Annotated in this window: 21 protein-coding genes and 1 tRNA gene; 12 read left to right on the top strand and 10 right to left on the bottom strand. The window is 67.4% G+C overall.

What is annotated here, in order from left to right; translation table 11 throughout:
• Nucleotides 1-147 precede the first annotated feature (147 nt).
• On the bottom strand, nucleotides 148-3,927 hold the full coding sequence (locus BX283_RS02305; protein ID WP_180357017.1) for a helix-turn-helix domain-containing protein: 3,780 nt from the start codon (nucleotides 3,925-3,927) through the stop codon (nucleotides 148-150).
• Between the two features lie 488 nt (nucleotides 3,928-4,415).
• Between BX283_RS02305 and BX283_RS02300 the strand changes: the two genes are divergently transcribed.
• Both BX283_RS02300 and BX283_RS02295 read left to right on the top strand, forming a co-directional pair.
• The gene (locus tag BX283_RS02300; protein WP_180357016.1) at nucleotides 4,416-4,850 is read left to right on the top strand and encodes a peptidoglycan-binding protein; all 435 of its coding nucleotides are present in this window, start codon (nucleotides 4,416-4,418) and stop codon (nucleotides 4,848-4,850) included.
• A 643-nt stretch (nucleotides 4,851-5,493) separates the two neighbouring features.
• Nucleotides 5,494-5,688 carry a hypothetical protein gene (locus BX283_RS02295; RefSeq protein WP_101385983.1) on the top strand — a complete coding sequence of 65 codons (195 nt, stop codon included), beginning with the start codon at nucleotides 5,494-5,496 and terminating at the stop codon, nucleotides 5,686-5,688.
• Between the two features lie 916 nt (nucleotides 5,689-6,604).
• On the opposite strand, the gene BX283_RS02280 is transcribed toward BX283_RS02295, so the two are convergent.
• Nucleotides 6,605-7,450 (bottom strand): alpha/beta fold hydrolase, encoded by an 846-nt coding sequence (locus BX283_RS02280; RefSeq protein ID WP_101385981.1) that lies wholly within the window; start codon nucleotides 7,448-7,450, stop codon nucleotides 6,605-6,607.
• A 90-nt stretch (nucleotides 7,451-7,540) separates the two neighbouring features.
• On the opposite strand from BX283_RS02280, the gene BX283_RS02275 reads away from it, so the two are divergent.
• Nucleotides 7,541-8,479, top strand: a complete 939-nt coding sequence (locus tag BX283_RS02275) for a LysR family transcriptional regulator (RefSeq protein ID WP_101385980.1) — start codon at nucleotides 7,541-7,543, stop codon at nucleotides 8,477-8,479.
• Nucleotides 8,480-8,648: 169 nt separating this feature from the next.
• Here the strand turns inward: BX283_RS02275 and BX283_RS02270 are convergent, their stop codons facing one another.
• The 5 genes from BX283_RS02270 to BX283_RS39955 form a co-directional block, all read right to left on the bottom strand.
• Nucleotides 8,649-9,062: a VOC family protein gene (locus BX283_RS02270; RefSeq protein WP_101385979.1), complete on the bottom strand. Its 414-nt coding sequence runs from the start codon at nucleotides 9,060-9,062 to the stop codon at nucleotides 8,649-8,651.
• Between the two features lie 252 nt (nucleotides 9,063-9,314).
• Complete coding sequence (locus BX283_RS02265; protein WP_101385978.1) at nucleotides 9,315-9,485, bottom strand: hydrophobic protein; 171 nt, start codon at nucleotides 9,483-9,485, stop codon at nucleotides 9,315-9,317.
• A 556-nt stretch (nucleotides 9,486-10,041) separates the two neighbouring features.
• On the bottom strand, nucleotides 10,042-10,389 hold the full coding sequence (locus BX283_RS40425; protein ID WP_180357015.1) for an ASCH domain-containing protein: 348 nt from the start codon (nucleotides 10,387-10,389) through the stop codon (nucleotides 10,042-10,044).
• A gap of 244 nt (nucleotides 10,390-10,633) precedes the next feature.
• Nucleotides 10,634-10,849: a hypothetical protein gene (locus BX283_RS02250; protein WP_101385976.1), complete on the bottom strand. Its 216-nt coding sequence runs from the start codon at nucleotides 10,847-10,849 to the stop codon at nucleotides 10,634-10,636.
• Nucleotides 10,850-11,191: 342 nt separating this feature from the next.
• Nucleotides 11,192-12,451, bottom strand: a complete 1,260-nt coding sequence (locus BX283_RS39955; RefSeq protein WP_143676350.1) for an RICIN domain-containing protein — start codon at nucleotides 12,449-12,451, stop codon at nucleotides 11,192-11,194.
• Between the two features lie 724 nt (nucleotides 12,452-13,175).
• On the opposite strand from BX283_RS39955, the gene BX283_RS02240 reads away from it, so the two are divergent.
• A complete protein-coding gene (locus BX283_RS02240) occupies nucleotides 13,176-15,017 on the top strand; it encodes a hypothetical protein (protein WP_101385974.1) in 1,842 nt (613 codons plus the stop codon).
• Nucleotides 15,018-15,115: 98 nt separating this feature from the next.
• Here BX283_RS02240 and BX283_RS39950 read toward each other — a convergent pair whose 3' ends face one another.
• Nucleotides 15,116-15,379: a hypothetical protein gene (locus BX283_RS39950; protein WP_143676349.1), complete on the bottom strand. Its 264-nt coding sequence runs from the start codon at nucleotides 15,377-15,379 to the stop codon at nucleotides 15,116-15,118.
• A gap of 303 nt (nucleotides 15,380-15,682) precedes the next feature.
• Between BX283_RS39950 and BX283_RS02235 the strand changes: the two genes are divergently transcribed.
• The 3 genes from BX283_RS02235 (at nucleotide 15,683) to BX283_RS02220 (ending at nucleotide 17,981) form a co-directional block, all read left to right on the top strand.
• Entirely contained in the window at nucleotides 15,683-16,159 is a 477-nt protein-coding gene (locus BX283_RS02235) for a DUF2867 domain-containing protein (protein WP_101385973.1), read from the top strand.
• Between the two features lie 76 nt (nucleotides 16,160-16,235).
• On the top strand, nucleotides 16,236-16,691 hold the full coding sequence (locus BX283_RS02230; protein WP_101385972.1) for an NUDIX domain-containing protein: 456 nt from the start codon (nucleotides 16,236-16,238) through the stop codon (nucleotides 16,689-16,691).
• 783 nt (nucleotides 16,692-17,474) lie between these two features.
• Nucleotides 17,475-17,981 (top strand): CAP domain-containing protein, encoded by a 507-nt coding sequence (locus tag BX283_RS02220; RefSeq protein WP_143676348.1) that lies wholly within the window; start codon nucleotides 17,475-17,477, stop codon nucleotides 17,979-17,981.
• Here BX283_RS02220 and BX283_RS02215 read toward each other — a convergent pair.
• Entirely contained in the window at nucleotides 17,978-18,268 is a 291-nt protein-coding gene (locus tag BX283_RS02215) for a hypothetical protein (RefSeq protein ID WP_101385970.1), read from the bottom strand. The two genes, BX283_RS02220 and BX283_RS02215, sit on opposite strands and share 4 nt — an antisense overlap.
• 181 nt (nucleotides 18,269-18,449) lie before the next feature.
• Between BX283_RS02215 and BX283_RS02210 the strand changes: the two genes are divergently transcribed.
• The 4 genes from BX283_RS02210 to BX283_RS02195 all read left to right on the top strand — a co-directional run bounded on the left by BX283_RS02210 (nucleotide 18,450) and on the right by BX283_RS02195 (nucleotide 21,502).
• A complete protein-coding gene (locus BX283_RS02210) occupies nucleotides 18,450-19,106 on the top strand; it encodes a TetR/AcrR family transcriptional regulator (protein WP_101385969.1) in 657 nt (218 codons plus the stop codon).
• Nucleotides 19,103-20,530 (top strand): MFS transporter, encoded by a 1,428-nt coding sequence (locus BX283_RS02205; RefSeq protein ID WP_101385968.1) that lies wholly within the window; start codon nucleotides 19,103-19,105, stop codon nucleotides 20,528-20,530. Before BX283_RS02210 ends, BX283_RS02205 begins: the two co-directional genes overlap by 4 nt.
• A 22-nt stretch (nucleotides 20,531-20,552) precedes the next feature.
• The gene (locus tag BX283_RS41305) at nucleotides 20,553-21,089 is read left to right on the top strand and encodes a helix-turn-helix domain-containing protein (RefSeq protein WP_306822859.1); all 537 of its coding nucleotides are present in this window, start codon (nucleotides 20,553-20,555) and stop codon (nucleotides 21,087-21,089) included.
• A gap of 338 nt (nucleotides 21,090-21,427) precedes the next feature.
• Nucleotides 21,428-21,502, top strand: a tRNA-Trp gene (locus tag BX283_RS02195).
• Nucleotides 21,503-21,932: 430 nt separating this feature from the next.
• Here the strand turns inward: BX283_RS02195 and BX283_RS02190 are convergent.
• Complete coding sequence (locus BX283_RS02190) at nucleotides 21,933-22,658, bottom strand: hypothetical protein (RefSeq protein WP_143676347.1); 726 nt, start codon at nucleotides 22,656-22,658, stop codon at nucleotides 21,933-21,935.
• Between the two features lie 184 nt (nucleotides 22,659-22,842).
• Between BX283_RS02190 and BX283_RS42375 the strand changes: the two genes are divergently transcribed.
• Nucleotides 22,843-22,971 carry a GNAT family N-acetyltransferase gene (locus BX283_RS42375; RefSeq protein ID WP_373979092.1) on the top strand — a complete coding sequence of 43 codons (129 nt, stop codon included), beginning with the start codon at nucleotides 22,843-22,845 and terminating at the stop codon, nucleotides 22,969-22,971.
• The last annotated feature ends 280 nt before the right edge of the window (nucleotides 22,972-23,251 follow it).

Genomic DNA, 23,251 nt, shown 5'->3' with positions numbered 1-23,251 from the left:
TCGGTCTCGCCTCGCGCACCGCGTCCGTCCCCGGGCATGCCGGTCGTGAACGATGTCGGTAAGCCGAGTGCGGGAGAATCGCATGCCTGGTTGGAAGTGGCGCGGTGGAGACAGAGCATGAGCCACTGCGCCGTTCCCCGACTCTGCTCAGCAAGTCTTTCGGTACGGGGTGTCGGGGATGAGTTGTTTCCATTCCGTTCTGGTGAGAGGAGTGTGTGTCCGCGTGCAGACGGCGGCGATCAGGCGCTGTGGGTCAAGGGGGTAGGCGTGCCAGGGTGTCTGCTGGCTTGCGGAGTAGAGGGTGCGGCCGTCCTGGCTGAAGGCGAGCGAGGTGATGAAGCCGCCGTCGGCGGGGAGGGGGATTCCCAGGGGGCGGCGGCTGTGGACGTCCCACAGTTGCAGCGTCCGGTTGGTGGCGGCGGCAGCAAGGCTGTGGCCGTCGGGGGATACCGCGATGGCCGAGACGGTGACTGGCGTGTTGCTCGTGTCACTGGTGTCGGGGGCATCGCCGCTGTGCATGAGGGCTGAGAAGGGGGCCGTGTCCTGTCGTGTCGTGTCGGGCCAAAAGAGGATCCTGGGGTAATCCCCGGCGGCGATGCCGTGGTTGGTTGTCGCCGTGGTTTCCTGAAGGTCGTTGGCGTGTGGATGTACGGTGGTGCGTCCCGTCTGAAGGTCCGTGACCAGACCGCCTTTCGTGACGGCCTGATGGTCGGTCGGAGGCAACAGGAAGCTTGCCCCGACGTTGTCGGCTATGGGAGACACCGTCCCGTCGAGCGTGCTCCAACGCTCCAGGCTGTACTGGCTGGGCTGGTCGAGCCGGATCGCGAGCAGGGCGGTGCCCGAGGAGGTCAGGGCAACATCGGCGATTCCCCGGGGGGACGTATTGGCTGGTGTGAGGGCCAGCGTGGGCTTGTTGCGCCGTCGTGCGACGTCGAACAGGGCAAAGTGGATAGGGGGGTACGAGGGCCACTGTGTTACCAGGCCGTACGCGAGCGTTCGACTGTCGCCGCTGAAGAATATTCGTCCGCGGCATTGAGCGCTGTTCCTGGGGCAGGTTACGGGCGGAAGATCGGTGCTGACGCGGCCAGTGGCTGCGTCCCTCAGTTGGAAGAACACCTTGTCCCCTCGCCGTACGCTCGTGGCGAGCACCTTGGCGTCAGGGCTGAGCCGGGCTGTGTCGACTGGTGTCTGGCTCTCCGCGGCGTGCAGTGCGCTTCGGAGGTCCAAAGACCGGACCGTCGTCGAGGAACGGGCGTCGACGTACCGCAGCAACCCCCTGGTGGTGTCCAGTCGCAGACTCCTGGCAGTCTCATGGGCCATCGGGTAGCGCAGGAGGGCGGATGACAAAGCGGAAGTCTTCCAGAGGAAGATCTCGTTGGGTGTGGCAGTGGCAAGGAACCTACCGTCCGCGCTGAACGCGGCGTCGTTGATGCCACGCAGGCCCTTCCGCCATTCCTGGTGGCCCGTGGCGAGGTCCCACGAGCGCATGCCGATGTCGTCCACGACTGCCAGACTGTGCCCTCCACGAAGGAAGTGCAGGTGCTGGAATGCCGCATTGCGGGGACAGTCATAGCGAGGGGGCGGTGGCTGGAGACGGCGTCTGGCTGCCATGTCCCACACCTGGAGAGTGCCATCCGGCGGGCAGGCGGCGAGGTAGCGTGCGTCGTCGCTGACGGCTGTGTGTGCCGGGTCGAGCGGATGCTTGAGTGTGTCGCGGAACAGCAGCCGCTGGTCGGCGACATTCCATACTTGGAGAGTGGGGGTGCTGTAGGAGTCGGTGAGAACGACGACGCGTCCGTCGGCCTGGAAGCGGCCGACGGCGAGGGCCGACGCCGCGAACGGGACGGCAGCCCGCTCGACCGTGTCGGGGCGCCAGAGCCGGACGCCGTTCTGATTGGACACCAGCAGCGTTTCGCCGTTCGGGCTCACATCCATGATGCGGTCATGCAGAGAGACTGAGGAAAGCGTGCGACGGTTGTCCGCGTCGCGGCGGACGACGCTCCCGGTGGTGGAACGGGTGATCAGAATGCGCCCGTATCGGTCGAGGAAGAGGCCGGATCCCTCATCGACGTCGGCGACATCGTAGGCGTCTTGGTCGAGTGTGTGGGCAGAGGTCAAGAGGGCTGCCTGCGATTCCGGAATATGAGCGATCTCCCAGGCTGCCAGGCTCAGGTGCATGGCGGTCTGCGGATCCGTCAGGCGCAGGCTCTCGGCGAGTGCGGCGGCGCTGCGGGCGACTGACTCCCTGTGCTGCTCGGCGCGGCTGCGGTTTTGCTGCCAGGCGATGGTGCCTGCCAGGAGGGCGAGGGTGACGAGGGCGGCGAGGGTGGCGAGCAGGGTGCGGGTGCGGCGCCGTGAGCGGGCCGCTGCATGCTGCGCCTGGGTGCGGGCGGCCAGGCTCGCTGTCAGGAATTCCCGTTCCAGCACGTTGAGTTCATCGTGTTGTCCGGCTCCAGGGAAGGCTGTTTCGGCTGCGGTCAGCCGGGGGCCGCGCCATACCTCGCCCGCGTCTCGGCCGAGCTGCTGCCAGGTGCGGGCGGCGTCGGTGAGCTGGCGGTGCAGGCGCAGCCGCGCGCGTGCCTCGTCGATCCAGGTGCGCAGGCGGGGCCAGGCGGTGATGAGGGCCTCGTGGGCGAGGTCGATGTGGTCGTCGTCGAGGGTGATCAGGCGGGCGTGGGCCAGTGCCTCCAGGACGGCGGTGGTGTCGCTGGGGCTGTCGAAGTCGAGTTCGGTGCGTTCGATGGGGCGGCGGGTGTCGGGGGCGTTGTCGCCGGGGGTGATGAGGCGGAGCAGGATCTGGCGGGTGAGGGTGGCTTGGTGGTGGTCGAGGGTGGCGTAGAGGGTTTCGGCGGTGTGGCCGACGGCGCCGTCGAGGCCGCCGGCTATCTGATAGGCGTCGAGGGTGAGGGTGCGGCCGGTGCGGTGGCGCCAGGTCTCCAGCAGGGCGTGCGACATCAGCGGCAGGGCGCCGGGCTCGGCGCAAACGTCGTCGATCAGGCGGGTGGTGAGGGCGCGTTCCACGATCAGGCCCTGAGCGGTGGCGGGTTTGGTGATCGCCTCGCGCAGTTCGTCCGGGCTCATGGGTCCGACGGGCAGGGCTGCTTCGCGCAGGACGTCGACGAGGCGGGCGTGGTGGAGGCAGTGGCTGTAGAAGTCGGCGCGCACGCCCAGCACGACCCGCAGGCGGCTGCCGGGCTCCCGGGCGGTCAGGATGAGATCGAGGAACGCCTCGCGCTCGTCCGCGTCCTGGCAGAGGGTGAAGACCTCTTCGAACTGGTCGACGATCACCACGGTGTCCGCGTCGCCCTCGCCGGTCGCTGCGGTGTCGCATGACGTGAACAGTTTCGCGTGGGTGTTGGCGGGGTGGGGCCCTGGGGTGCAGATCCGCAGGGCTGCGATAGGTATCCCGGTGGTGTGATCAGGGTCGGGGTGTTGGAGGCGGGGGATGAGCCCTGCGCGCAGCAGGGAGGATTTGCCGCTGCCGGACGGGCCGATGACCACGCTGACCCGTTCCCGGGCCACCAGGGTGGTGAGGTCGTTGGTGAGGGTGTCGCGGCCGAAGAACAGGGTGGCGTCGGATGGTTCGTAGCGGGCAAGTCCCCGGTAGGGAGCGGGACCGTCCGCTTCCTTTTCGGTGCGGACGGCCGCGCTCGCGCGCCGCACCGCCTGTTCGGCTTCGTGCCAGCGCTGCTCCCATGTAGCCCGGTCCAGGCCGGCGCCGCAGGCTTCGGTGTAGGCGAGGGCGACGGGCAAGGTGGGAAGTTTCTCACCTGCTGCGGCCTGGGAGAGCGTGGTTACCGAGTAGCCGGTCTTCTGCGCCATGGCCCGGTAGGACAGGCCCGCGTCGCGACGCAAGTGGCGCAGGGCGTGGGCGAACTCCGCGACGGGTCCTGCGTCCGGGTCCAAGGGCTTTTCGGGTCGTGCCACTGTCCGTCTTCCCCCTGTAACGGATCGGAGCTCGTGGGTGATCAACGGCCCACGTTAGAAACAGCTCGGCGCGGCGGGCAAGGCGGGTGTCGGCCACCTCTGGCCGGTGCGGGCAGTGGGTGGCAAGGGGTTGTTTACCAGCAGGGGAGCGGAGTGCTGAACAACGGCGAGCCTGCTGGAGTCGGTGACCGGCATCCCCGCTCAGGCCGTGGAACCGGCGGCGCGGGGCCGCGCGGGCCGGTGTCGGCGACACGGTCGCGGGCACCGCAGCCCGGGCGCGGCGCGGTGAGGGCTGCTCATGGGGTCAGGGCATGGGCCTTGGCAGGAGTCAGGAGGGATGTATTTGGAGAACCGGCCGGCTCTCTTACCCCTCCCGGGCTGGTGCGACCGAAAGATGTCCAGCCGCTGGCTGTCGTGTCCTGGGCGCGAGCCGTCCGTCCAGGACGCGAGAGCACCGAACGGAGACCGGAGCCGGGATGGCCCTGGGTGTGGAGAAGACGGTGCTGGCAGTACAGATCGTGGAAGGGGCGGGGGGGGGGGGGCTGGTGATGTGGGATCTGTTGCTGTGGGTGGTGCTGGCCTGCGGTACTGCTCTTCTGGTGGCGGTGCCTTTGACCGGCCTCGACAACGAAGCGCGGTGGCCGCTGGAGTTGGGCGGGATATGGGTTGATGCGAGGCCCGCACCGATCGCCCATCAGGGCGGCTACGACACGGGTACGGCGCTGGTGCGGCGGGGGTGTATCGGGGACCCGGTCCGCGAGGTACAGGCTTTGCTGCTCCAGTGCGGCTACTCGGTGCCGGACGTGGACGGCTTCTTCGGCCTTCACCTGGAATCCCTGGTCGAGGATTTCCAGGCCGACCACGGGCTGCTCGCCGATGGCGTGGTGGGCCCGGCCACCTGGGAGCGGCTGCGGTACTGCTGACAGCAACCAGGGTAGGGGCCGGGCACTGGCTGGCCACCTCTATGGAGATAGCGCTCGTCAGGCTGGCCTCGCGGCACAGCCCGGCCCAAGGAGTCCTCGCCGACCACGTCGTAAGCCTCATCCGCAACGCCCCCGCCGATCGCGCGGCACCAAATTCCGAGCCGATACCCGCAGTGGCGGTTCCAGGACCTGACTCGTAAACGTGTCGTGCTCCATCCTCACGGAGTACCGCGCTTGCTTGGTCTCGCGACCAGCGCACTCCTTACGAACCCTCGTAAACTGCCGTGCTCCGTCACACGCGCGGCAAGGTAGGGCATAGGTTGAATCTGTAGGTTCTCTCGGCTCGCATCCCGAAGTAACGCGGTGACCTGGAGCTACGCCGGATGACTCACGCTGTGTCCCATCTGCTCAGTCTCGCGGCCGTGTCCGGATCTCCTGCACGGGGCGCAGCGGAGGGGGATGCCAGATGTTTCCAGCGGATGCAGGTTTCCTGGCCTGCGCTCCCAGAGCTATGATCCACCCCTGAGTTGAACGCGTTCAAAAATGGGGTGGCTCGTGTCAGGGCAAGACGTCAGGGAAACCACCGCGTATCGGAGTCCCCGGTCCGGCCTCAACTCCTGTGCCATGGAAGGGGCGTGACGCTGTGGGTGCCGGTCTTGGCCTGCTTCTCATTCCTCTCGCCCTCTATTTCGTGCTGGCGCTGTTCCTCTGCCGCAAGCTGGCTGCACGCACCGCTCCGGCGGTCACCTGGATGTTCGCCACGGCGCTGCTCGTCCTGCCGGGCGGGCTCATCGTCGCCTGGTGGCTGACTGGGGTGGTCGCACAACCGGCCCCCTAGGGGGCAGATGCATGGACGGTTCGTCCGTCAGTACCGCTATCCCCGTCTCTGCCCGGCATCGGGCAAGAAGCCTCAGGCCCGTGGCCTTTCGGTCACGGGCTGGCCATTACACATGCCGCGCCCCATGTCCTTGCCGCCAGTGTCGAGCGAGGCTGCCAGCCGCAGGCTCACGTTCGTCACCCACCCGGTCTTCATCGAACTTGCCGATCTCCCGGACAAAGCTTCAGGCATGGTCCGTGACGGGTGCACCGAGGCAGCCCAGGTGCTGATCGCGAACGACCTTGAGACCACGATGAAGAACCACGCCAACGCCTGGATTAGGCGCACGTTCCCCTCCGCCGAATACAGAGGAGGAGTCTTGGGGACCGGACGCCACAGGATCCTGGCCAGCGCGACGAGCCGTCCTGACGTTCCGCGCCATCTCACCTTGCTTCAGGAGCCGTTGTCGTACCGACTGGCGAGGCTGCGAATCGAACGGGGCTCCTGATCGGATGATCTTGAAGTGGTCGCCGCGTCACCCGACCCCGCCCCCGGCCGCGGTCGGGCACGCGGAGGATGGTTGTGATCGAAGAGGGTGCCTGACCGGGTGATCTTGGTTGGGTGGATGTATGAAGGCAGGGCCTCCGGTACGGCATCAGGGTTGGTGAAGCCAAGGGGTGTGGCCGTACTCGTTATACGCGAGTCCTGCTGAGGTCCCTCCGATGCAACCGCCGAGCTGCTGTGCTGTGGGCAGCAGTCCGGAGATCGAGCTGGCGGCGGGGCGGTGCACCGCAGCCAGGACCAGGGTGAACACCGAGGCGGTGAAGGCGCCGAACGTGACTCCGCCGATGGCCGGCACGGGCAGTGCCGTGTGGCGTCCCGCTGCTGAGCCGATGAGCGGCGCTGCGCACCACTGGCAGCACGAGGCGTCCGCCGCTCACGGCAGCAGCGCCGCGGCGAGCTCATGGGGCCGGGCGGCGAACGGGCTGTGGCTGCCCGGGAGGGTGCGCACGGTGAACGGGTCGCCGGGCATGGCCCGGTCGGCTTCCGCGATCATCAAATCCTGCACGGCCGTCGGCAGTGCCCGGTCGTCCGCGCAGCGCAGGAAGGTCCGCGGGATACGCCCCCACCGGCCCGGGGTCACGATGACCGGGGTGGTGGGGATCGCCAGCGGTAGATCGGGGCTCAGTGCCGAGCGCCAGCGGCCGAAGCGGTCCAGGGGGGTGTCGTGGTAGTGGGTTTGCCGCAGTTCCTCGATGTAGGCGGGGTCCTGCGAGAGCGGGTTGATCCGTACGGCGCCCAGTTCTTCGGGGTCGCCGAGGTTCAGACTCTGGCCTCGTGCCGTGGCGTTCTCGGGCGAGCTGAGATAGTCGAAGAACCGGGGTCGTCCGGCGGGTACGAAGGCTGAGAGGTAGACGATCTCGTCGACGAGTTCGGGTGCGCGCTGGGCGGCGAGTGACGCGGGGCCGCCGCCCGCGCTGTGCGCGACGAGTACGACACGACGGTGGTGGCGAGCCTGGCGCAGTGTGTCCAGTACGGCCTCGGCGCTGTCGTCCATCGTCACGGTGGCGAGCGCGGACTTCTCGGTCAACAGGCCCGGCTGGCCCGGCTGGAGGTATCCGCTGGGCAGCGGCGCGTCGAAGCCGTGCCCCGGCAGGTCGACGGCCATGCTCGCGGCACCGAGTGCGGCGAGTGCGCGCTGCGTCGCCGCCCACTGCCCGGAACCGTGCCAGGCCCCGTGCACGAAGACGAAGACGGTGTCTGTGGAGGAAAAAGCAGTCATGACCGCATTCCACGCGACCCGACTCTGATCATCCATCGAAAGATCTGACAAGCTGCCCCACGATACATATGAGATATGAATGGGGCTGGCATGGAGGCGCGGCACCTGCGATACGCACTGACCCTCGCCGAGCACGCACACTTCGGCCGGGCGGCCGGTGCGCTGGGCATCGCGCAGCCTCCGCTGTCCAAGCAGATCGCTGACCTCGAACGAGAAGTTGGCGCCCGCTTGTTCGACCGCACCCGCCAGGGGGTGTTCCCGACAGCCGCGGGTGCGGCCTTTCTCCTCCGGGCCCGCAGGGCGCTCGACGAGATCACGGCGGCCTCGGTCGACGCGGCGAGGGCAGCGCGCGGCGAGACGGGACGGCTGCGCCTGGGGTTCATCGCCTCGGCACTGCTCGACCCCCTGCCGGACGTCCTCGGCCGGTTCGGCCGCGAACGGCCCGACGTGCGGCTGGAACTGCACGAGATGGCGACCAGCCGCAGCGCGGACGCGCTGGTCGCCGGTGAACTTGACGTGGCGATCGGCCGCGGCCGTCCACGAGGGGTCGGGGCCGAGCAGTTGGTCTCGGTCCCGATCGGGCACGACCACCTGGTCGCGGTGGTGGGCAGCACGCATCCGTACGCGGGGCAGTCGTCGGTGGACGTGGACCAACTGCGGCGACAGCCGCTGATCGTGGCGCCGGGCGAGGATGAGCCCGCCGTCGTCACCGGCCTGCGGACCCTGCTGGGCAAGGACTCCCCGGCGCTCTCCGGCGCGACCGTCGCGAGGGACATCCACACCATCATCGGCCTCGCTGCCTGCGGGATGGGCGTCGGTCTGGGACCCTCCCGCATGCTGACGGTCCCACGACGGGGCACCTGGTTCTGCGAGGTGACCCCGCACACACCTCTGCCCGATCTGGTCCTGTCCTTCCACGCCCGGGACCGCTCCCCGGCGCTGAACGCCTTCCTCGACATCATCCGCCAGAACTGCCCCGCGGTCGGTGCCGCGCTCGACCACCGGCTCGGCCCACTCGGACCACGATGAAGAAGGCGACAGCGCCTCGACTCCTACCTGACGTTGCCTCGCTGGACGAGCGGGAGGAGGTCGTGGATCGTCCTGGAGTGTGCCGAGGGGGCACTCAATCATGGAGATCTCACGGCGGCCGCGGATCCCTCCGGCCGGGACACGGTCCGCACCGGCGGAACGCGTTGGCCTAGTGGTCGTGCTTGGGCCAGGTGGGACCCTGATCGGTCCAGACGACACCCTTGTTGCGGCAGAGGCAGAAGGGGTGGCCTATGGGGTCGGTGTAGACGCGGAAGCCGTAGCCCTCGGGGCCCACGCAGTCCCGCTGCAGGGTTGCGCCGAGGGCGAGGACGCGGTGCTGTTCGGCCTCGATGTCGTCGACTTCGAAGTCGAGGTGGAACTGCTTGGGGTGTTCGTTGTCGGGCCACCGCGGGGCGCGGTAGTCCTCCACCTGGATGAAGGCCAGTTCGATCTCGCCGAACTGGATACCGGCCCAGTGCTCGTTGCTGCTCTCCTTGACCGGGAGCCCCGTCACCTCGGAGTAGAAGGCTGCCAGCTTCATGGTGTCCGGGCAGTCGATGATGAAGTCGGTGAGTCGTAGCATCCCGCGATCTTGCCACAAGATCAAAGGACCGGCCCCGTAAAGCTGGAGGCGCAGGGTTCCAACTGCCGCCCTTTACGGGGCCGGTGCACCGTGCACGTACCCAGCCCTGCGCCCGATACGCCCGGGCCGACTCACGCTCCCCAGGAGAAGTGATCGCGGGCATGAGGTGGGACCCAGCCGTCCTTGGCTGGGTCCCACCTCATGCCCGTGTCACCCGCGGTGATCCTCATCGCGAAGGGGGTGCCTGCCCACCTACCAGCGGTACCAGCGGCCCCTACGGCCGCCGCTGTCCACGGACCGGGCAACGAAGCCCAACAGCCACACGGCCAGCACGATCACCGCGATCCACCACAGTGCCTTCAGGGCGAAGCCCGCACCGAAGAGAAGCAGAGCCAGCAGAAGAACCAGAAGCAGGGGAACCATCGATATCAACCTCCTGGCCAGCGGATTCCCTCACACCGCCTCTGCATGCACGGAAAAACAGAAGTTCCAGCAACGGCTGAGGGGGAACATGCGCCAGGCAGGTGGCCCGGGCTGCGGCATTTGGTGGTTTGGGCGCGCGTCGCGGCGGTTTGGGGGCTGACGTGGTTTCGCTCGGGGTTTGCACCGGTCGGCTGCGAGTGGGGAGCGAACGGGAGCGGGATGCAGGTGGCGAGGAGTTGGAGGGGCGCTTGGGTGACGCTCTGCCTTCGGGCACGGCTCGCGTCAGGTGGCTCTGTGGTTTCTGCGGGACGGCCAGGCCGAGTGGATGCGTACCGGCTCGAACTCCGCGACCGCGCGTAACGTACGTTCCAGACCCGGGTCCTGCAAGCCCACATGAGCTGGCGCAACAACAATGCCTGCCCCCGACGTCGTGGCCGCCCAGCGCCATGAACGTGCCCGCATCCGCAGGGATGGTCAGCGGAGCTGGGGTCGCCCACGTCCCGAAGTGGCGTGATCCCGCGGGGAGGCGCTCCAGTCGATGCCTGAGGTCACTCACTCATTTCGCCAACCGGAAGTGCACGATGGAGATGGTGTCGGTCGGCTCGATCTGGGGGTAGTGAAACCGCAGTCTGTCGTGAAGCTCGGCGAGGTCCCGGAAGCCGTCCGCTCGGGCGTCCGACTCGCTCAGCTGAGCCATCGTCTTAGCAGTGACCTGCGTGACGACACCCGGTAGTGCCACCTCGTCGTCCAACTCGAACACCAGGCTCACCTGGCCTGTCTCCACCGGGTCACGGAAACGTATGGTGGTCGTCTTCTGTCCGGCGCGTACGGCATCGAGATAGTCAGGATGGAAGTACAGGGGCCGAGTCGCCGTTGAGTGCTGCAGTGAAGTGCTGTCGTCCATTCGACGCACCCTAACCGAACGAGCAAACCCCATGTGTCCCATAATCCGGTGGATGCCCCGGGCCCTGGGCGGGTGAACGTTCCGGTCCCAGCACTCGACGAAGGCGGCTCGGGCCGGCTGGGCCGGGCAGGGCGGGCGCAGCGTGTCGAGGGCGAAGGACAAAGTGGTCGATGGTAGCGCTGCGGCGGACCGCGGTAACAGGGAAACCTGCGCGTGGAGTTCGGCAGCACAGGCTTCACCTACGTCACACAACGGGGAAGCGGCTGCCACAGGCCTCAAGAACCTCGCCGCGGCCATCAAACCCGGCGGACTGCTTCCCCTCGGCGTCCAGGGACCGCACGTCCTCGCAGAACGCCCCCTGCCTGGTGGCCTGCTCTACGTCCAGTATGTCGACGTCGATCCCGAGGGCCGGTACACCAAGGACTACCACATCAAGAGGCAGGAGGAGGTCCTGTCCCACCAGCGGCTCCGGTTCCGGCTTCTCCCCCAGAAAGAAGCCGACGCTCTACTGGAGCGGCACGGTTTTCACTTGCAGACGGGCAACGGCATCGTTCGTCAGTACATCCGCAGCGGACCGTAGGCGTCGGGCGGAAGCGCCTCCTGCGGTCAGCGCAGACAACGCGTACGGGCCGAGACGGCGGGGCACATGGAGCCTACGTATTCTTCACCGTCGCGGACCGGCTGATTGCACTCCGCTGCGGGAAGTGCGGTCGCACCTGCGACCGCACTTGGTAGAGCCTGCCCTTGCTCGTCGGCCCGTGCCCCGGTCTCCGGGCGGACAACGGGAGCCATAGCCAGGCTGTCAGGTTCGGGTGAAGGTGAATGCCTGGCTGGTGTCTGTGGTGCAGTCGGTCTGGATGGCTTCGGCGCCGTCGGTGAGCGGAGGCAGTAAGCCCACGCACAGGCCGCTGTGGAGGGGGCGGAGCCGGAAGCCGCTGTCGGCAGGTTCCAGGCGGAACTTCTGGCTGTTGCTGTCCGCGCAGTCTCGCGGTGCGATCAGGGCGCCGGGAGCGGCGGAGGCTCCGTCGACGGCCAGGCAGCCGATGCCCTTGCCGGGGTCGGGGTTGTGCCACTGGATGCGGTAGGTGGGCCCGCTCAGCTTTTCGAGGTAGACGCGGGGGAGTGGGGCGTTTGCGCAGGGGTGCTGGACGGCGATTTCCCGGTTGGTGCGGCCGTTGCGTTCGCGTCCCTCGGTGAGGCACAGGGAGGCCGAGGCTGCCGGGTGCATGAGGGTCCAGCCGGCCGCCGGCAGCCGAGCGGAACCAGACTCAGAGCTGCGGTTGGGACGGGGAGCTGCCGTCTTCTCCTGTTCGGCCGGTGAGACGGTGGGGGAGAGGGTGGGCCCGGCTGTGGCCGTCCGGCGCTCGGTGGCCGGAGCAGGCGGCTGCCTGGATGCGGTGCCGGTAGCGGTGGGGTTGCCGGGCCGGGCGCTCTGGGGCGCGCGGCCGGCGTGGTCATCGGAACCGTCGTCGGATGGCCACAACGCCACCAGCGCAAGTACCCCGGCGACGGTGCACGCGGCGATGGCGGTGATCGCGGTCAGTTGGCCTCGTCGGGGCCGCTTGGACGCAGTGTTCGCTGGGCGGGTGGTGTCGTCGGCCGGGGCAGCCGCTTTGTGCGGCGTCGGCTCGCTGGCTGGGTCGGCGCCCGGAACCTGTTGGTCAGCTGCTGATTCCCCCGGAACCCGCACCGTTTTCTGCTGCGTGTCGTCGTTCTTGTCGGCGGGGGTCCGCTGTGTGTCCTCGCCTGCTGGATTAAGCGGTGGTGTCGTAGAGGTCGTAGAGCCGGATATGGAGAGGCGTCTGCGGGCGTTCAGCCATGCGGTCACTGAGTCTTCGTCACCGCCGCACGCCCGTATGTAGGCGGCCAGGAGTTCGGCGCGGGGCAGTTCGTCGCGGCTCAGGGCGGCGGAGATCGTCGCACGCGGCAAGACGTCGCCGACGTCGGTTGCGTGTCGCTCCAGCTGGCGGTAACTGAGGTCCGCCCAACGGCGTAACTGCCGCATCAGCTCAACGAATTGGGCAGGGCTGTGTGCCGCTGCCGGATCGGGCCCCTGTCCCATCACCGCTCCCCTATCTCGTAAGTAGCAAGGGAGCTTAAAGGCATTCGATCCGTCCATCAGCACTCTGTTTCAGCATCGTTGTGTCGGCCCGACGATGCGGTGCCGGTTGTCCGCGAGGGCGCCCGCCCGTGCTGTCGGGCGGACAGCCCATCGGTGGGAAGTGCGTGGCGCGGCTTGGGACAGCGCGGTTGCGAGCCTGGTGGGAGTGGATGGCACATGGGTTGCCGATGTGCAGCCCGATGTGAGGGCCGCCGTAGAGCAGCCCGCGGTCGCCGGGGCCAGGCGGCTGCGCGGGGTGGCGGGCCCCGGCATGGATCTGCCCAGGGGGGTGCGGGGCAACGTCGCGGCGGCGCTCTGCCAGGCCCGCAACTCGGGAGTGTCGGCCGGCGGCGGCGCGAGTGCCGATGGTGCGGCAGCCCACACGGGGGCGGATCAGGAACATCCCTGCTTCGCAGGACCGTGCAGCGCCTGCCGACGGTGTCCTGGAGTGTCCTGATGTAGGTGCTGACCTGGTCGGGAGGCGTCCCGGACTGTCCCGGACGCCGTGATCCGTTGTGCCCGGGGCGCCGGCCCCGGAGGCTTCTCGTACCGCTGCGGGGCCGTTCGACGGCGTGCGTGGCGAGGGCTTCCTCCAGCAGTCCAGAACGGCGGAGTGAGGCCACAGGTCGAAGCCGCGGCGGATCCGGCCGCCCTGCACCCATCCACTCGCATCAGGAGGAATCCCGTGAACATCCCATGGCGTAATCCCGGCTCCCACCGGGAGCGAACGGTCGGTTGGGGGCTGCATCGGCAGCCGCGTAGCTGGCCCGCGCTCTTGCGGGCGGTCCTGGTGGCGGTCGTTGCCGTGGTCGGCTTCGCTCTCATCGGGCCGATGGCGACGGCGACGGCCGCTCCACGCCCGCCGCATCCCACCTCGGACTCCTCCGGCGATGAGCCCAGCCGCTGGCAAGGTCTGAAGTGGTTCATGTACGAGTCCTTGGTCGGGGGCGCGCTGGACCCTCACGACCCTAAATACAAGCCGAAGTTGGGCTGGCAGGGCTTCGTCCAGCTCGTTCTGAAGAAGATGGGAGGCGACAGCCTCAGCCTCTCGGTCTCTGATACGCCGAAACTGGTGGGGGGCGTACTGGAGTACCACCATCGGTCGCAGGGGACCCTGCCCGGGCTGCGCAAGCAACTGACCAAGGCTGCGGGCGAGATCCACGATCTGACCCAGAAAGCCGCGCAGGCCCGGACTGACGCTGAACGGGAAGAGATTGGCAAGGATCTGGAGGCGGCTCGCAAGGCGTACAAGTACAAGTTCAAGCAGTACCTCGCGGTCAAGGAAACTCAGCCGGACGCGGAAAGTGCCGAGGCGAAGATCCAAGGCCTCGACAGGAGGATCAGCGACCTCAAGGACAAGGTCAGCAGCCTGGAGGAGGAGACGAAGAAGGCCCGTCCGGGCCGCCGGGAGAAGGTGCGGCAGCTGAAGACGGCCCGAGTGAACCTGGCTGAGGCCGAGGCCGAACGTCGTCGGCTCCAGGAGCCGCCGGATGATGACGACGACACCCCAGGGACGCGCACCACACCGCGCGACCCCAAGAAGCCCCCGAAGGGACCAGCCTCCACGGGCCCGACCGCCAAGTCGACCCCGACCACCAACTCGACCACAGCGAACGCGACCACGCAGACCAGGGCAAGCAAGAGCACGACCGCCACCGGCCCCTCGGCGTCGTGGAGGGCCACGACGTCCTTGAAGGGATGGCGCAGTGTCAAGGTGCCGAGGACCGGCTTCCGGGGCGGCACAGGCACCCACCAGATGACTGACGCCATTGCCGCGGTCATCGCCGACGGCATCAGCCAGGACTACGCAGCCTATCTGGACCGCAGGAACCAGCAGTTGCTGGAGCAGGCACGCAACAACCCAGATCTGCGTAAGCGGATCATCGACGACTACAACGAGATCAAGGACAACAACGAAATCGAGGTCCTGTTCCGCTCCTTCGAACACAAGGGATTCACCCAGGGCGCCACCCGCGAGATCGCTCCCGAGCTGATCAAGCAGCAGAAGGCGCTCGACACGGCAAAAGCAGTCGCCGCCAAGTCAAACGCGGACCCCCTGTATCAGCGGGCTCGTAGGGAGTGTGGGGGTTACGACACCTGCGTCAGGGAGCGCACTCACAAGCTGCGCCAGCAGAACGTGAAGGCGATCGCGGAGTCAACGAGGAAGGCGAAGAAGTCCAACGCGGACCCCCTGTATCAGCAGGCCCGTACGGAGTGTGGGGGTTACGACACCTGCGTCAGGGAGCGCACTCACAAGCTGCGCCAGCAGAACGCGAAGGCGATCGCGGAGTCAACGAGGAAGGCGAAGAAGTCCAACGCGGACCCCCTGTATCAGCAGGCCCGTAGGGAGTGTGGGGGATACGACACCTGCGTCACCGACCGCACCCACAAGCTGCGGGACCAGAAGGAGAGGGCCGCCGCAACGCCCACGACGCCTCACGGGCAGCGCAAGCCCCACAAAGACAAGACGCAGACCAAGCCCGCGGACTACCGAGGGAAAGGTGCCGTCAGGGCTTCCGCTACCTGAGCCCGCGGACTGACCTCGACCCCGCATACCCCGGCCCCGGAACGTCGGCTTCGCTGCGAGCGCAGAGGGGCCTACGGCCTGCGGGGCCGGGTGCGGGGTCAGGCTTCCGGCGGGCTGATCGGGCCGCTGGTGGCGCTGCCTTTGCGGGACGGGTGGGCGTTTCTTGAGAGACCATGGGCGCCATCGTCCCGCTCCCCGGAGTGATCCACAATAGGACGGCCCAGCGGGCCCTTGCCCGTCGGCGGCCGTGCGGTGAGCCGGTCGGGCTCAGCTTTCTCGGGGATGACCTCGCCGTTGGCGACGGCGTAGAGGGGCATGCCGAACCACGGGCCGCCGGTGGCCGCGCGAGCTGCCCGGTGCACCAGCCACGCTTTTGTCCGCACATAAGGCATTGCCCCGCGGCCGCTGACGGAGCGAATCTGCCCGGCGGGGCACCGTAAGCGCGCCAGGGCTGAGGAGTTGCCGGCCCCGCCGCACCCCGGCCTGTGCGGGGTCGGCCGGATGCCCGACATCCGGGGGTGGCTAGGATCTTGAAGGGCACGGCACGGGTCGTCAGAGGGAGTCCGTTGTGATGTCTTCGATCAGGGATACGTCGGCGCGTGCGCTGTCCGGGGAGCTGAAGAGCCGTGGCTGACACCCGCGTCCGAAGGAACGCCCGACCGGTCATGGCCAGTGCAGTGGCGAGTCTGGGCGGCTACGACCACGTCGACGCGGTCGCCGTGGACATCCCCGAAGGCACCAGTGCCCCCGAGTTCGCCCACCAGGTCCTCGCCGCGACCCCGGAGTGGGTGCACCGGCTCCTGGACATACGCGACAAGATCACCGCACCCTTCGGGCTCCACACCCAGACACGCGTCGCCGTGCCGGACATCCGCATCGAGCCCGGACGGAAGCTGGGCCCGATCCTGGTGCGGACGGTCAGCGAGGAAGAAGTGCTGGGCGGCGAGGACGACAAGCACCTGGGCTTCCGCGCCTCCTTCGCCGTGCGCCCGACTCCCACCGGCGGACTGGAGGGCGTGTTCACCACCGTCATCCGCTACCACAACCAAGCCGGGCACCTGTACTTCAAAGCCATCCAGCCCCTCCACAACCTGATCATCCCCCGCCTCGTCGCCGGAGGCTTCACCTCACCAAGCCGCTAGGGCCTGTTGAGAAAGTCGATCTTGATGGCGTTAAGGTTCCGTCTGACTTGGTTCGATACAGGGAGGATCAGAGCTCGTGAAGTCGCAGGTGAGGACCCGCATTTCGGCGTACGCAATCGCTATGGAAGATGATCGACTGCTGTTGGCTCGGTTGTCGGATGCTTCGCCCGTCTTCCAGCCGGGGCTGTGGCATTTGCCTGGTGGTGGGATCGATCCGGGCGAGCAGCCTGTCGAGGCACTGGCCCGCGAACTCTTGGAAGAGACGGGCCTTGAACTGACCGAGGCTCACCTGCTCGAGGCGAGGACGTACTCAGCCCAGAGAAGCGGCGTGAGCTGGAGCCTGACAGCATTGTTCTACGCTGTGGCCCTCAAGGCAGGGGTACCGACGGTGAGTGAGGTCGCTGGCTCTACTGAGGCGGCAGCATGGATCCCTCTGGCCGACGTGCAGGATGACACGGTGCTGTCGCCTGCGGCTGCCGACGCTGTGCGCATGCTGGGCCGTGCCGAGGCGACGTTCACAGCCACTCGTTGATGGCTGCGACGAGGATGGTTGCCTCGTAGTGGACGGCGAGTTCGTCGTATCTCGTAGCCACGGCGGGTGTCTTTTGAGGCGATTGGTGCCGCACTCGCCTGTCCAGGGCTGCCCACGCCGCCCTCACCGTTCTGCGGGCCCGCGAACTCGACACGGGGAAAGCCGAAACGGATCCTCCGGCCTCGTTCCTCTGAGCCTCCCAGAGCTCAGACGGCTCGATCCGCGGCCTCGCCTACCATCGGCCACATCCTGTACTGGTGCTGCAAGTTGGCCGTGCGCTACGGGGCGACGGTGCTGGTCGCAGCCATGAACGCCTTGGGTGTACGGCCTCGGGAACGGGGGCGGGAGCAGCCTCCGCGGATGCCCCGAATTGCATGCCCAGGCGGTTGTCCCGTCTGGGCCGCTACGGAACGACGCCCGCCAAACGAGGCAGGTGGGGTAAATACTTGATGGCGTTATGCAACTCCCTGGGCAAGATCCCCACCTTGTCCCCAGAAGGGCACCTTCTTTGACGATCCTTCCTGTGAATTTGCGAAGGTGTTGGGGCGGTGATGTCCTGGAAGAGTGAGGCGGCAATGAGTGATGACTGCACTCCCGCCAATTAGGCGCATCAGGCTGGAAATTTCGTTAGCGACGGAGCTCATCTCAGCGATTTTCTGGTTGCTGAAGCCTGTACCTAGCTAGCCAGGCCGTACGTGCACGCCCTACGCATGCAAGGAGAATCGCCATGCACCACGCGACGTGGATGTTCTCCCTTGGCGATGGGACCTCATGATGACCGCTATGTCTGCCGAGGAATGTGAACTACAGTGCTTCGTCACAGACGCACGTACACATCCGGAAAATTACCCACCTCACGGGAATTCCGCAGGCGCTACCATGCCGCCCGGCGTCCCAGACTTCATGCTTTCCGGAGCGCTGACCCAGATAGCGCGCGCCCACAGCGACTTCTTGAAAGGCCAGGACAAGAACTGGGTTGTTGACGATCTCAACATGCACCGCGGTCCTGACGGGATACTGGTTTGGGAGGTCGGACAGCCGATTGAGCAGGCGGGGTTCCATACCTGGCGGGCGGAGAACGTAGCCGTGGGATTCGACACAGCCGAGAAGGTCGTGCGCTTCTGGATGCAAGATGACGAGGCGTGGGGCTGGGGGCATCGCAATGCCATCCTGTTTGATGACTGGTATACGCCAGACGACACCCGCGAGGCTGGCTTTGGCTATTCCCAAGGTGGCCCATGGACCCACTACTGGACGCTGGACATGGGCAGGAAGACGGGGCCGTTCTAAAATCGGACGCCATCGCGGTGCAGCCCGGTCCCGGTCACGAACGCCTCGCCTAATTGCCCGCCAACGGGATCGACGACCTGAGAGAGAACAAACAGGCCGCAACGCTGCGTCGTCGCGGGCCGTCCGATGTCAGGTAAGTGCTTCAGGTACACCGCGACCGGCTCGACGACCCCGGCGGGATCAAGCAGCCGATACGGCTCCCAGGCGTTGCGGGTCTCCAGGAGCGGCCCGCCCCGCAGTACGACGAACGAGCGCAGATCTCGGTACTGCCCATCTCGCTCGACCATAGGGCGGGACCACAGTCACGCGCTTCGCAGGCTGTTCGCTGAACTGGGCAAGGGTGTGACCCTTCCCGGTCAGCTGCCGCCGTGGGTGAGCGAGCCGAGGCGGATCCCGCCTCTTGCTGGGCGGGATGATCGCCCATCCAACGAGTAGACAGTGTCTACGTATGCAGGGTAGACACTGTCTATGACTGATGAGAGCTCCCTTCGGGAGCGGTTGATCGACGTCGGGGTCGAACTTGTACTGACCGAGGGCTCCGCGTCCGTGGGCCTGCGGGAAATTGCTCGTCGAGCAGGGGTGTCGCACGGTGCGCCGCGTCGGTACTTCCCCACGCACCACGCGCTACTCTCGGCTATCGGCCGTCGCGGCTTCGAGGACCTCGCAGCGATGTTCGAGGCCGCGGTCGCCGGGCCGACCACACCGCGCGGCCAGTTGGAGGCTCTCGCGCGGGCGTACGTCGGGTATGCGCTGGAACGCCGCGGCATGTTCGAACTCATGTGGCGGCACGACCTGCTCGACGGCGCGGCGCAGGCATCGGACCAACCGAGGCTGCGCGAGTCGACCCTCCCGCTGTTCAGGCACTTCACCGGACTCGTCGCCCGATGCCTATCGGAGAGGGAAGCCGCGCGATGCGCCGACGGGCCGAACGAGGCTGGACCGCGGCCTGAGGTGACCGCCGCCGTCCTGTGGTCGAACCTGCACGGCATGGCCCAGCTGTGGGCATGGGGCAGCCTGCAACTCGCCCTCGGCGGCCCACCGCTGGGCGGTGACCCCGGCGACGACCAACGCGACCGGCTCATCACGGCAGTTCTGGACGCCCATCTCGGCCCGGTGACCTCATGACCGCCCCCGCACAGCGGCAGATTGCACTTCTGGTCAGCGTGGTCGGCGCGGCGATCGTCGCCCTGGACGGAACCATCCTGCTCATGGCGCAGCCCGGGATGCAGCGTGAGCTCGGCGCGAGCGTGGTGCAGATCCAGTGGACGAGCACCGGCTATCTGGTCGCCGTGGCCGCGTTGCTCGTGATCGCCGGGCGCCTCGGGGATCGGTATGGGCACTCGCGCCTGCTGTTCGTCGGCCTCCTCGGTTTCGGGGTTGCCTCGGCCGGGATCGCGCTCGCGCCGACCGTCGGCTGGGTGATCCTCCTGCGCGCGGTGCAGGGCGGGTTCGCCGCGTTCCTCCAGCCTGCGACGCTCGCGCTGCTACGGCTGGCGTATCCCGCGGACCAGCTCGGCAAGCCGATCGCGATCCGCACCAGTGCAATCGCGGTGGCGGCAGGAACCGGTCCGCTCCTGGGCGGTGTTCTCGTGGCTCATCTGGGATGGCGCGCCGTCTTCTGGGTCAACGTGCCGCTCACGTTCGTCATCGCCGTCCTCGCCCTCGCCGTACGCACACCGGCACCTCAACGTGCCGACTCTCCACGGCTCAACCTGACCAGCGCCGGCCTGCTGGCAGTCGCGCTCGCCATCCTGGTCCACGCCTTGGCCGACGTACCCGCACGGGGGTGGACCGCCGCGACGACGCTGCTCGCATTCCTCGCCGTCACCGGCGTCGCAACGGTGCTCATCTGGCACGAACGCCGCACCACGCACCCCATCGTTCCACCTGCCGTAGCGCGGTCCGTACCGGTGACAGCGTCGATGGCGATCCTGCTGGTGATCACTGCCGGCCTGTTCGGCGCGCTGTTCAGGGCCACCTTCTACCTCCAGGACGTACTTCGACTTGACCCGCTCGACAGCGGTCTGCGCGTACTCCCGCTGACCGTGCTCATGGTCCTCGGCTCACCCGCCGCGGTCGCCGCACTGCGCCGGTACGGTGCGCGCCGCACCGCGATGGCCGGTACGGTCCTCGTCGTGGTCGGCATCGCGGGGCTGTCCCGGCTCGGTCCCGCCAGCACATGGATGGCCATGGCTGTGGTCTTTGCCGCCATGGGTGCCGGGTTCGCCACTGTGATGGTCACCGCCACCGGGACCGTCGTCGGTGACGCGCCACCCGGGTACGCCGGGGTCGTCAGCGGACTCAAGCAGACCGCCATGAACATCGGGCCGACCTTCGGCATCGCCGTCGCGGCCAGCGCATCTGGCGCAGCTGCTTCAACCATGAGCTCCACTCTGCTGATCCTGGCCGCACTCGCCGCTCTCGGCCTGCTGCCCGCGTCGCGACTGCCCCGGCGCCCGGCCCACCAGGAAGGAGACGGCACGACCCGCATCCGCCCGACGCAAGCACCAACATCACAGGCGGCACCCGCCCGACACACAAGCAGTTGAGCAACCGCCGAACACACTCAGGCTGATCCGGACATGTACCAGGCCGATCTCCGATAAGCAGGGCGGTGGCGTCCGCCTCTCCCCCCGGCAGACGCCGTCAGAGCGGCATCTGAGGGGCGGCGAGCGGGAGGAGGCATCCCGCGGCATCGCCGCGGGAGAATCGGCCCGGCAGCTGGCCAAGCGGCTGGGCAGATCCTCTTCGACTGTCTTCCGCGAGATCGCCCGCAACGGTAGCCGGGACCGCTACCGAGCCGCCTTCGCCGATGCAGCCTCCTACGGACGCGGTCGTAGGCCCAAGCAGGCCAACCTTGCTCAACGGCCCGCTCTGCGCGTCCTGGTGGAGGCCGAGCCGGCTCTGTGCTGGTCGCCCGAGCAGATCCGTAGGATGGCTGCGACGGCCATAGCGTTTGACTGGCGGACGCATGTGCACTGGCGGACGCACGTGAACAGTGGTTTACGGGAGACGGATCGCGTTCCAGTCCCAGCCCGCGCTGGCGGGAACGCTGTAGCTGCTGGTGAAGGGCTGAATGTGTCCGGCCGTGTCGGCGAGCACCGATGAACATCTTGATCGCGCCGTCGGCGAATCGGTACATCATGCCGATGTCGCTGCGACCGTCGCCGTTGATGTCGCGTTGTGCGGCAAGCCGGCGGACAGTGTCTTGTATCCAGGCGCCGAGGTTGTCGATGTGTGCGGAGATGGCGCCGGTGCGGGTCTCGGCGGTGGGGGGGGGCGCCGAGGCAGCCGCCCTGCCATGAACGGCTGTTGACGCCGACGAGCTCGCCCGGCGGGGTTGAGCAAGTGCCGCCTGTGTCGCCCTTGCACAGGGCGCGTACAGGCACGGTCCCGGCACGGGGGAAGAGTCGACAGCGCGGCTCGGATAGGGTGTGAGGGCAGGCGGGGCCGTAGCGCAGAGGTCGACGCGCGCGGTCTCCAAAACCGTGAGGACGCCGGTTCGAATCCGGTCGGCTCCGTCTGCGCAGCCGATTCGCCGTACGCCTCTCATCGGGCGGCCGCATCTCCTCAGCAGGGTCGCTCAGCTGACCGCGATGCGCTCGACTTCCCTGAGTTGGGTGGGCCGATGCGGCCTCCAGGGACAGCAGCCAGGGCAGCGGTTGTGGTGTGGCATGTAGTTCGCCGTAGAAGCCGAGTTGAAGGTCGGCGAGATCATCCTCGGAAGCCAGACGTCAAGTGCGTGACTGAGGTGGAGGTTTGCGGTCTCGGTCTGGGTTGCGCTCCCGAGGGCCGACCAGGGGGTGAGGGTGCCGGTGGAGAGGGAGAGAACTTCCAGAACCTCGCTGATGCGGCAAGTACTGGGATAACCGTGCAGGACGGAGCGCCACCAGGCATGCCAGACCTCGTCCAGGGCCGTGTGGGCCGCGCCGACAAAGGAATCTGGGAGTGTCAACCGGTGCGGAAGACCGGGTCCAGGGTCTGCCACCACCGGGTGATCGCCTCAGCGCTGGCGTACCTGACCTGGAAGAGCGCGGGCCGGTCGTAGTACGTGCAGGTGATGAGGTATTGCCCGTTGGCGAGGGTGAAGCAAGCCATGTCTCCGGTGGGCATGGTGGAGTCTTTTTCGTGCCAGGAGCCGTGGACGTTCCGGCTCACGTCGCAGTTGCCCAAGGGGAGCCCTCTGGCGTAAGTCCGGTACACCTCCTGCAGCTTGTCCTTGGACAGGTACGTCACGATGTCTGCCTTCAATGTGCCGCCTTCCGTGGTCACTGAACACAGCAGGGCTGCCTTCGCGCCGGGGGCTTTGTCGTGCTCACAACTCTGCCGTTGCCACTGGTCGCTGTTGAGGGAGTCGCGCAGCTCGTGCTCGGCGGTCGTCAGGCCGTCGGCGGGCGGAGTCGCGGTTTCGCTGGGGCCTGACACGTTGCTCGCAGTGGAGACGATCGGAGACGGGCCGCCGCCCGTGTGAGGCTGGTGGTTCAGTTGCGCCTGGACCACCCAGCCGACCACCGTCAGCACCGCGCTGATCAGCACACCGATGATGGTCCAGCGCACGCCGGTGCGCGCCAGCAGATGGCCCCGGTCCGGGTCCGGATGTGGTGGTGGCTGCGGATCGGGTGGCCTATTCATCGTGTTCTCCGATCCACGATCGAAGTTACCGTGCAGCGTCGGCAACTGGTTGATGTGACTCAGTGGTCTGCCGAAGTACCCAGGAGCTCCTTGTGTACAGACAGCTCATCGTGCTCTCGCTATTGTCGCCCCGTAGCTTCACTTTGAGGCATTGCCGACCCGGAAAGACGGCTTGATTGAGGTGGGAGTAGCTCCATCTCGGGGGCAGCTGATCTGGGGTGGGTACTCGGTGGAGGCCGCTCGGGCCCTGTGTGACTGGGGCTGGGACACCCTCGACGTCCACCGCATCGAGTGGTGGGCCATGGCTGGGAACACTGCCTCGCGTGTCGTCGCCGAGAAACTCGGCTTCACCGTCTGAAGGGACACTGCGCAATCGCGGCATCGCCAACGACGGCCAGCCGCACGACTGGTGGGTGGGTGGACTGCTGAGGCCCTGATGCTCGGTCCGGTGCTTGGCCGGCCGCGTTTGCTCTCACGCAGGGAAGTTCCCAGGTCGGACAGTTTCCCGCAGAAGAGCCACACGATTGATCATTGGCGGGCAGCCGTGACGTGGCAGTGACCGCACGGTTTTTTCGAGTGTGACCAAGAAGTGGGCTCGTGCGGCCTTGACCCATCCTGCCTTCTGCGGCGTCTCGCAT

This window comes from Streptomyces sp. TLI_146, from assembly GCF_002846415.1.
Taxonomy (GTDB): domain Bacteria; phylum Actinomycetota; class Actinomycetes; order Streptomycetales; family Streptomycetaceae; genus Streptomyces.
The sequence above is the reverse complement of the archived record's forward strand: the minus strand, read 5'-3'. Positions and strand labels throughout refer to the sequence as shown.

What these genes read in the sequence shown, in the direction of transcription:
- BX283_RS02220 (WP_143676348.1), top strand. Translation starts at nt 17,475, where the DNA reads ATGTCTGCCGAGGAATGTGAACTACAGTGCTTCGTCACAGACGCACGT.
- BX283_RS02205 (WP_101385968.1), top strand. Translation starts at nt 19,103, where the DNA reads ATGACCGCCCCCGCACAGCGGCAGATTGCACTTCTGGTCAGCGTGGTC.
- BX283_RS02270 (WP_101385979.1), bottom strand. Translation starts at nt 9,062, where the DNA reads ATGCTACGACTCACCGACTTCATCATCGACTGCCCGGACACCATGAAG.
- BX283_RS02275 (WP_101385980.1), top strand. Translation starts at nt 7,541, where the DNA reads ATGGAGGCGCGGCACCTGCGATACGCACTGACCCTCGCCGAGCACGCA.
- BX283_RS02215 (WP_101385970.1), bottom strand. Translation starts at nt 18,268, where the DNA reads ATGGTCGAGCGAGATGGGCAGTACCGAGATCTGCGCTCGTTCGTCGTA.
- BX283_RS40425 (WP_180357015.1), bottom strand. Translation starts at nt 10,389, where the DNA reads ATGGACGACAGCACTTCACTGCAGCACTCAACGGCGACTCGGCCCCTG.
- BX283_RS02280 (WP_101385981.1), bottom strand. Translation starts at nt 7,450, where the DNA reads ATGACTGCTTTTTCCTCCACAGACACCGTCTTCGTCTTCGTGCACGGG.
- BX283_RS02210 (WP_101385969.1), top strand. Translation starts at nt 18,450, where the DNA reads ATGACTGATGAGAGCTCCCTTCGGGAGCGGTTGATCGACGTCGGGGTC.
- BX283_RS39955 (WP_143676350.1), bottom strand. Translation starts at nt 12,451, where the DNA reads ATGGGACAGGGGCCCGATCCGGCAGCGGCACACAGCCCTGCCCAATTC.
- BX283_RS02265 (WP_101385978.1), bottom strand. Translation starts at nt 9,485, where the DNA reads ATGGTTCCCCTGCTTCTGGTTCTTCTGCTGGCTCTGCTTCTCTTCGGT.
- BX283_RS02235 (WP_101385973.1), top strand. Translation starts at nt 15,683, where the DNA reads ATGGCCAGTGCAGTGGCGAGTCTGGGCGGCTACGACCACGTCGACGCG.